The following is an 8,882-nucleotide window of genomic DNA, read 5'->3' on the forward strand; positions in this document are numbered from 1 at the left end:
GAAAAAAATCGGCCCAGATCCGCGAAATTTTAATCAGCGAGTCAGCTTGGGAAGAAATGACCTGCTTATTCGCACCTTCCCTAACATTTTCATTATCAGCGATGCGGTGACAATCCCCTGTTTAATTGAGGCTGCCAGGTACAATATTTTATCCCTGCGCGCCTCAATGTCTTTGAGATTTAGGCTGGTTGTTGATATGACGGACTGTTTCCCGGAATAACGCTCGGCCTTTTGATGAATAACCAGCCGCTTCTCATGAATATCCCGGATCCTTGGCGAAAAAGCGAATCCCAGCAGATGCATCAGGGTGAAAACATGCTCAGTGAAGCCCGCTGTATCGGTGTAATGTTCGGTAATTTTCAGATCACTTTCGCATTGCCGCCCGCCGTGACAATATCGGCGGCGAGCGCCTCCAGTTCCGTCTGGCTGCCAGCATGGCGTTGGCACCTATCTCCGCCAGCCGCAGGGCGGCCTCGTGGCCGAAACAACTCGACATGCCAGTGATGACAATCGTGGCGTTTTGCAGACAATTTTTTGCATAACCACACCTCCGGAAACAGAAACCAACGAGTCTTGCGAGCATCAGCTGCACGCCTGCAAGTAATATAACCTCCGGGTCCAGTTGCAGAACACCGAACAGACTAACAAAACGTAGGTGCCAGTTTGCTCTGGCGAAACGGGGTTTAACCTAAAACCGCGGTTGGGAGAAAACCCGCGCCAGGCCAGGCGGCCTGGCGCGAAAATCGCACGCTAACCCTCTTTACCAAAGCCAGTTTGCTGGATAAGCATCAGCATAACGCTGTTGACCCAGCCGTGAGCCAGGCTCTGGCGGTCACTCGCCACGTCAACACGTACCAGTTGCTCTTTGCTGACCGGCGCGGCGGAGATGCCTTCGATCACTACCCGGTACCAGACGGCGGCGGGACGGAGTTCGTTGGCGGGCGCAACCGGGTTCAGCGCCACCGGGCCGCCGTGACTCTGCGCCAGCATCAGATTAGGCAGACGGCGGATGGCGTCGTGGTCGATGGTTACTACCGCGCCTGCGAGCGGCTGCCAGCGGCCCTGCTGATAAACCCGCGCCGTCGCGCCGTCGCGCAGGCGGGCCAGGTCGGTTTCGCTGACCAGCGCCTTCACGCGCCAGCGGTGGGTGTCGATCACGCTTGCGATGCGGGTGCCAGGCGAGACCCAACTGCCGGGGCGCAGGGTCTGCTCAACGTCATGCACCACGCCATCCTCCAGCGCCACCAGCTGGAGCCGCTGAAGCTCAACGGCGCTGGCCCGCTGTTGAATGGCGTACTGGCGCGCCATCTGGTCGGCGACCACCTGCTTCGCCGCGCCGTTTTTATCGAGCGCCATCGCGCCGCGGGCGCTGGTCTGCCACGCCTGGCTTAGCGCCAGCGCCTTATCCTGCTCGTCCGCCGGGACGGGGGCCACCAGTTCAAACAGCTTCTGGCCCGCCTTGACCTGCTGGCCTTCCTGCACCAGCACCTTGTCAAGCTGGGCGGCATAGGGCGTGTAAACCGGCTGCGCCACGCCCGCCTCCATCACGCCGTGCAGGGAGACCTGCCCGGACCAGGGCAGAAAGACCGAAAGCCCCAGCGCGAGTGCGACGGCGACAAGGCGCAGCAGGCGCGCCGGAGCGATTTCCCGGCGGCGCGCGCGCCAGATTTTGAGTTCGCGAAACATCGGTTGCACCACAAAAGTGACTATCTCAATAAAAAACAGCACCAGCCCGAGCGCCTTAAAAAAGGCGTTGTAGACCACCAGCGCGATGCCGACGAACAGCAGTAGCCGGTAAACCCAGGTGGCGAAGGCGAAAAGGGTGAGGAAGCGGGCAAAGGCGGGCGAGACGTTATCCGGGATCGGATCCTCAAGCCCCAGCAGGTGCCAGCGCAGCCAGCGCTTCGCCCAGTTGCCCGCCCGTTCGTGCAGGCCAGGGTAGTCCAGCGTATCGCTGAGAATAAAGTAGCCGTCAAAGCGCATAAACGGGCTGGCGTTCACCGCCACCGTCAGCACCCAGGCGGTGGTGGCGAGAAAGAACAGCGCGCCTTTAACGTTGCCTTCCGGCGCGAAGCTCCAGAACAGCGTCGCCCAGGCCGCCAGCATCAGCTCGGCCATAATGCCCGCGCTGGCGATGGAGAGCCGGTGGCGGGACTGCGACAGCTTCCAGCTCTCTCCGGTATCGGTGTAGGCCATCGGCCACATCACCAGCAGCGCCACCCCCATATGGCCGACGCGTACGCCGTAGCGGGTCGCCATAAAGGCGTGCCCCAGTTCGTGCCAGCATTTGGAGAGGATCAGCGCCACCGCGAAGGCCAGCGCCCCGTTCCAGCTCAGGGCGCCGTGCAGCGCGGCCTCGACGTTATCCCACTGGCGCGCGGCCAGAACGACGCCTGCCAGCGCGGCGACGGCGGTCAGCAGTAGAAACGGCGCGCTGAAAAGCCACTCCACCCACGGCAGCATGCGGCGCAGGGCTTTCTCCGGGCGCACCAGCGGCAGGCGGATAAACAGGTAGCCGTGCAGAATACGCCGCCAGAGCGAGCCGCGCGCTTTGAACGCGCCGCGGCGCAGCAGCTGTTGCTGCTGTAAAAAGCCCAGGAACTGCAACACATCCTGTTCGTCCACCGTCATGGTGGTCTCCTGGCTGATGCTGTCGGCAATCGCCTGCGGCGCGCCGAGCGGCCAGCGGCGCAGCATCTCCAGCTCCAGCCAGCCCAGGCGGAAATAGAGGTTGCGCACCGGGTCGGCCAGATGCCAGGCGGGCGAGCCGTCGCGGTTGTTGCCCGCCGGGTGAATTTTTAGCTCGTCGCGCAGCGGCGGCAGCGGCAGCGGCTGCGGCTGCGCAAGAGCTGTCCCGCCCGCAGGCGGGAGCGTCGCGGCTGTTTGCATATCAGAATCCACACCAGGCGCGCAGCGTCGCCAGCGGACGACGGAAAATCAGATAACCGAGCAGGCTCCAGTCGCCGGAGACGCGGGCCGTGCCCTGCAAGCCGATACGGGCGGCGCTGGACGGGTCGGTTACGGTGCCGCGCAGCAGGTAGCTCGCGACGCCGTTCGGCGCTTCCACCGTCTCGTAACCGGCGTAATCCAGCCGCGCGGTCAGCGGGTGCAGCGGGGCGACCTTAAGAAATACGGTCATCGCCGCGTGCGGGTTCAGGTTGGTGGATTCCGCCGCAGGCGCCCAGGCGCGCACGCCGAGCTTCGTCGGGTCCGCCAGCAGGCCGATGCGCTCGCCGGTCTGTACCGGACGGCCCGCCCAGTCGTCCGGGTCGGTGTAGACAAACACGCCGCTGCTGCGGGCGCGGATCGACAGCTTCTCCAGCTCGCGCTGCAACGAGGCAACCTGCACCTTTTGCTCGCGCCATTTGCCTTCGGTCAGAGCCAGTTCCGCACGGGCGTTCGGGTCTTCAATCGCCTGCTGAGACGCCTGATGCATATTGACGGTGGCGGTCGCCAGCTCCGCCTGAGCAATGGCGAGACGGTTTTTTAGAGTCGTATCATCCAGCTCCGCCAGCACCTGTCCGGCCACGACCGGCGTGTTCGGCGGCACCTTCATCTGGTGAATCACCCCGTCGCTCGGCGCGGCGATCACTTCGCTGTTAAGCGAAATCACCTCGGCGGGCACCAGCGTGTATTCCCGAATCGGGATCAGCATAACCAGCAGCAGAAGCAGCAACACGAGACCCGCGCGTCGGCGCACCGTGGCGGGCAGCAGCCGTTGCAGGCGAGAAGGCCGCGCCACCAGCGCCCACCAGGCGTAGCCGTACAGGTTCGCCAGCTGGAGCAGGGCGTATTCGGGGCTTTCGACGCCAAGCTGCGTCGGCCACGGGGTATCGCGGGCCAGCAGCAGCAGGGCGTGCAGCTTGCCGTCCGGGCCGGTCAGTGCCAGCACCCAGACGTGGCCCGGCAGCCATTCGTCCCACTCGCGCGCCAGCGACTCGCTCAGCATTTCCGGCGACAGCGGCATCACGCGGGCGGTTTCCGGCAGCGCGGCGCAGCGCGGCGCGATGTCGCAGGCAACGGCGGCAAGCCACAGCGCGTAGGGGGTATTGCGGTCGGTGTCGCTCAGGCCGGAGTGCGCCGCAAGCTGGGCGCGCCCGGTGGCGGAAACGGCGAGCAGCGCCGCCTGGCGATACTCCACCAGCGAGCGGGTATCGTTACACATCACAAAACCCAGCTCTTCGGGGCTGCGCGCCGCTTTCACGCGCGCCGCGAGAGAATAGAACAGGGCGATGCTCACGAGTTGGTCGTCCCGCTCTGGCACTGCGCCGCCGCTTTCGGGCAGACTGGCGTCGCGCGGCCGCTCATGCCGGGCAGTACGTCCTGGGCGTCGCTGCCAAATTCCGCTTCAATCTCAATCGTCTGGCTCACGGCGTCCACGCGGCCGCTGATGTGGGTGACGGTCATCGGGTAATGCTTGCCGGTTTCACCCACCACCGCGTCAAGCTGCGCGCCGGGCGCAAGCCAGGTGGTCCAGCCTGACGGCACGTTGAGGCGCGCCTTGCGGGTGCCGTTGCTTACAAGATCGATAACCTGCGCGCCTGCGCCGACGCCCTGGCCCTCTTTGACGTAAATACGCGCCACGCGGCCGTCGAACGGCGCGGTAAAGCGGCACTGCGCCAGCTGCGCTTCAAAGATTTTGATCTGGCTGCGGGTGCGGTTCACGTCGGCGGCGGCAAGGCCAACCTCCAGCGCGCCTGCGGAATGCAGACCCTGCAATTTCGCCTTCGCTTCATATTTGATCTGCGCGGCGCTGTACTCGGCGTCTGCCGCGTCGCGACGGGCTTTCAGCTCGCTACAGTCCAGCGTCACCAGCAGTTTGCCTGCCTTGACCGTATCGCCCAGCTCAACGTTGACCTGCGACACGCGCCCGGCCACCACGCTTGATAGCGGGCTTTCCTGGTTGGCCATCACCAGAAAACGCACCGGCGCGGCGCCGTTGTCGGCGGTGGCGTCAGGCGCGCTCTCAGGCGCTGCGGCAACGGCCGCATCCGGCGTTGCGACTGCCCCCGCCGCAGCGGGGGTTGGGTCGGCGGCGAAGGCGCTGGCGCACAGCGCCAGGCCCGTCAGCGGCATGAGCGCGCGGACGCTGCGCCAGCCTTCGTTCACGTTGTTCATACCTGTTCCTGTTATTAAGGGTTACTTGCCGTCATCACGCCGGTGTCGCCTGCCGCTTTATGCAGGTCGGACACCACGGAGAGCGCGGCGGCTTCTGCCAGCGCGCTGACCGAACGGGTGTTGACGTCATTCGGCAGATAGCTGGTGTATTTCTGGTAGGCGACCTGCGCGCCCTGGGCGTTATAGACCGCCATTTCCCACACGCCGCGCTGCGAGCCTGACGCGCGTTCAAGGTTGAGGTTCATTTGCAGTTTCACGCTGTCGGCGCCGTTGCCCTGCACCAGCTGGTTGGCGGCCAGCACATGGGTGACCGACTGATAAATCGCGCTCTTGTTGACGCCCGCTGGCAGGCGGCCCAGGGTGACGCTGACCGGATGGCGGGAAACTACCGCGTCGGCGCTCTGGGTGAAGACCTGCTTCTCGCCCGCCACCAGGCTCTGGTTGATTTCACGCGACAGGGTCGGCAGATCGCTGCTGGTCACCTTTTCCGGCAGCAGGTCGATGCCTACCGAGTTCAGCACGCGGCCATAGGCGGACTGCGCCTGCGCGTAGGAGGCGGCTTCCTGGAAGCGGGAGACGATGGAGCGCGCCTGGGTGCGCAGGGATTCCAGGTCGCTTGAGAGCGAGTTGTCGGAACCGGCGCGGGAGATGCTCGCCAGACGCTGGTCGACGCGGGCGGACTCCTGGGCTATCTGGTAGTCGTACACCGCGAGCTTGTAGCGCTCAACCGAGACGCGCACCTGAGTCAGCACCGCCATGCTCAGCGCCATACGGCGGGCATTGTCGGTGGCCAGGCGCGCGTCGTTGGTGCGGCTGATGGCCGGCGCGCTCAGCAGCTTGAACAGGTTCATGGAAACGCCCACGCCGCCCTGCACCCAGCTGTTGTTGTAGAGGTAGCTGTTGGAGTCGTAGCTGATGCCGCCGAACAGATTCAGGTTCGGGAACAGCGAGGCGATCTGGCGTTTAGTTTCCAGCACGTCGATGCGGGTTTTGTAATCTTCTTCACGCAGCTCTGGGCGGCGTTCCAGCGCCATCTGCTCAAGCGTATCAAGCTGGCTTGGCACGCCGGAAAGCGCCGGATTGGCGACGTCCTGTAAGGTGAAGTCGGTGGTGGACGGCAGGTTCAGCAGGGCGGCCAGCTCGCTTTTCGCCATCTGCATCTCCTGGCGCTTCTGGTTCAGCAGCGCCACCGCGTCGAGCAGGGCGCGCTGGTACTCCAGGCCCTCGACCGGCGGCAGAATGCCTGCGCGCTCCGCTTCGCGGGTTTTCTCAAGCGCGGTCTGGATCTCTTCGGCCAGCGGCTGCGCTTCGCTCAGCAGACGCTGTGCGCCCAGCGCGCGCCAGTACGCGTCGCGCACCTCCTGGACAATATTCTGCAATACCTTGCGGCGACGCTCTTCGGCGATGTTGACGTTATCCGCCTGCTGCTTCGCGCGGTAGTAGCTCATGCCGAAATCGAGCACGTCCCAGGAGAAGGTGGCGTCGGCCAGCAGGTGCTCGCGCTCTTCAGAGGTGGACGGACGCAGGCTGACGACCCGGTCTTCGATACCGACGCTGGTGCCGCCGGAATCGTTGTCGCGCCAGCGGTAGCCGGCATCGGTCATCAACTTCGGCAGCATATCCTGCTGGGAGATATCCAGGATGCCGCGCGACAGGGCGATTTCCATCATCTTCAGGCGGTAGTCGAGGTTGTATTTCAGCGCGCGGGCCATGGCGTCTGACAGGGTCAGCGGACCAGAGACCGGCTGCTGGTCGCGGTACATGGCGGCGCGGTCGGCGCTGACGCGCGCGCCGATTTCATCCTGGGTCAGCGGTTCAGGTTTAATGGTGCCGCAACCGCTTAACAGCAGCGCGGAAACCAGTGCGGCGACAGGGGCGAGCAGAGGCGCAGAACGTACGGCAGTCGGGGTTACGGCAGTTAAAGTCGTCATCATTGTTATGCTTAAAGTGTTGAGTTAACAATCCGGCGGCGCGGCGCCGCCGGTGTAAAAGGTTTTTGGAGTTGCGCGATTAACGATGCGGTGTGGCGCCTCCCACGGTGACCGGTTCCGGCGCGGCGACGCGGTTACGGGCCAGCGCGTCGACCTGCGCCGCCAGTGACGGCGCGCCTGGTCGGGCGGCGGCTTGCGGCACGATCACCACGCCCGGCGCGGCGGCGTGAGCCTGCTTCGCATCAGGGGTTTTCTCGCCGCGCTCCTGCTGCACGGTGGTTCTTTCGTTGATGCGCTCGTTAAGCGGCGGACGTTCCGGCGCGTTTTCCAGCACGGGCGCAGGCTGTACGGATTTATTCAGCGAGAAGTGGCTGAAGTGATCGCCCAGCAGCTGCGAACCGATACCGGTGGCGGCGAAGGTGTTCACCACGCTGCGTTGCAGCGTGGTGTTTACCCAGCGGGTAAAGAGAATGCCGTCTTCCAGCACCGGCGTGCCGTTGTCATTCATGCCGCGGCCCAGCTCGGTAATTTTGCGGTTCAGCTCCACCTTGCGAGAGAACTGGTCGCTGTACACGCCGTAGATGGCGGGCAGGATAAACAGACCCGGCGAATACGGCTGATCGAGCGACAGCTCGTAGTTGGTGTAGTAGCTCGGGAAGTGCTGATCGCCTGTGCGTACCGACTGCGGCGGCGTCACGCCGTGAATAACGATGGTCAGCTGCGCCTGGCTGGTATTGCCGTCGGCGTCGGTAATGGTGTAAGTGAACACCTCGCTCAGGGTGGCGTTGGCGTCCAGCGACGCCACGCGGCTGTTGCTGCGGTTCAGCACATAGCTGTAGTTGCCGCGGGCGTCGAGCGTCAGGGCGCCGAACTCGCCCAGGCTTACGCCGCCGACCGCGCCCGCGCGGTTGAGGTTCACGGAGGAAATCGCGCTCACCGGGCCGCCCGCCGCGGCGCCGTCTGCGCCGATAGCGTCGTTGCTAAAGACGTTGCCCGACGCCGCCTGCTGGCCGCGATCCTGGTCGATGCTGTTGTCGTCCGCTGCCGCGACCGGCGCGTCGTTGAGAATATTGACGCGCAGCAGGCCCGGCGCGCGGGTCTGCTGGCCGTTGACGGAGAACCGAATCTCTTCGCGGGTGGTGGATTCGCCCGGCTGGTTAACCGCCTGGGTCAGCGTGAAGCGGTATTGCAGCGTCGCGCGGCCTTCGCCGTCCACCTGGAAACCGGTGAGCGACAGCACGCCGTCCGGCGTTGCGATATCCACTGGCGCCTGGGCGCTCAGCGCCTGGAGCTGCGCAAGCGTCAGGGTCTGGCCGCCAATGGTCAGGCTTTCCACCGGCTCCAGCGACAGTACGGCCATCGCGCCCGTGGTGGTTTGCGCGCCGCTGGCCGTATCGACCAGACCTGCCTCTTTCACCCACGCCTCGGCTACGGGGTTCACCAGCAGGCGCAGTTCGCCCGTGGCGGTGCCGCCGTCGTTGCCGTCGCTCAGGGTGTAGTTCAACACTGGCGTAAAGCCGGACCAGCCGCTTGCCGGGGTAAACAGATAGCTGCCGTCGCGGTTAACCACCAGCGTGCCCTGGCCCGGGATCGTAATGATGTCCCCCGGCGCGTAGGTCGCGCCGCCGACGGTGATCTCCGCCACGTGCAGCGGGTCGCTGTCCGCGTCGCGGTCGTTGGTCAGCAGATTGCCGCTGACCGGCGTTTCCGGCAGGGTGCTCGCTTTATCCGCCACCGCGACCGGCGGGGTGTTGGTGACCTCAAGCGTGACCTGGGCGGTTTCGGTGACGCCGCCGCTGGTGACGGTATAGGTGAAGGTGTCCTGGCCGACGT

The 8,882-nt window shown here is 64.8% G+C and carries 5 protein-coding genes and 1 pseudogene; all 6 read right to left on the bottom strand.

The features are described 5' to 3' along the window. Positions 1–81: 81 nt before the first annotated feature. Positions 82–372: pseudogene (locus ACOTYN_RS25230) on the bottom strand (Tn3 family transposase); the annotation flags it as partial. Between the two features lie 378 nt (positions 373–750). Continuing rightward, positions 751–2,889, bottom strand: a complete 2,139-nt coding sequence (locus ACOTYN_RS25235; RefSeq protein WP_214575361.1) for an HlyD family efflux transporter periplasmic adaptor subunit — start codon at positions 2,887–2,889, stop codon at positions 751–753. A 1-nt stretch (position 2,890) separates the two neighbouring features. Further along, complete coding sequence (locus ACOTYN_RS25240; protein WP_316964520.1) at positions 2,891–4,165, bottom strand: efflux RND transporter periplasmic adaptor subunit; 1,275 nt, start codon at positions 4,163–4,165, stop codon at positions 2,891–2,893. A gap of 71 nt (positions 4,166–4,236) precedes the next feature. After that, positions 4,237–5,118: an efflux RND transporter periplasmic adaptor subunit gene (locus ACOTYN_RS25245; RefSeq protein ID WP_001548177.1), complete on the bottom strand. Its 882-nt coding sequence runs from the start codon at positions 5,116–5,118 to the stop codon at positions 4,237–4,239. 14 nt (positions 5,119–5,132) lie between these two features. Next, entirely contained in the window at positions 5,133–7,049 is a 1,917-nt protein-coding gene (locus ACOTYN_RS25250) for a TolC family protein (RefSeq protein WP_241448998.1), read from the bottom strand. Positions 7,050–7,128: 79 nt separating this feature from the next. Beyond that, the coding region (locus ACOTYN_RS25255) for an Ig-like domain-containing protein (RefSeq protein ID WP_421634790.1) at positions 7,129–8,882 on the bottom strand (1,754 nt) is incomplete at its 5' end.

It is taken from the genome of Enterobacter cloacae complex sp. IR5458 (assembly GCF_049238025.1).
Classification (GTDB): Bacteria; Pseudomonadota; Gammaproteobacteria; order Enterobacterales; family Enterobacteriaceae; genus Enterobacter; species Enterobacter kobei.

What these genes read in the sequence shown, in the direction of transcription:
- ACOTYN_RS25235 (WP_214575361.1), bottom strand. Translation starts at nt 2,889, where the DNA reads ATGCAAACAGCCGCGACGCTCCCGCCTGCGGGCGGGACAGCTCTTGCG.
- ACOTYN_RS25240 (WP_316964520.1), bottom strand. Translation starts at nt 4,165, where the DNA reads ATGTGTAACGATACCCGCTCGCTGGTGGAGTATCGCCAGGCGGCGCTG.
- ACOTYN_RS25245 (WP_001548177.1), bottom strand. Translation starts at nt 5,118, where the DNA reads ATGAACAACGTGAACGAAGGCTGGCGCAGCGTCCGCGCGCTCATGCCG.
- ACOTYN_RS25250 (WP_241448998.1), bottom strand. Translation starts at nt 7,049, where the DNA reads ATGACGACTTTAACTGCCGTAACCCCGACTGCCGTACGTTCTGCGCCT.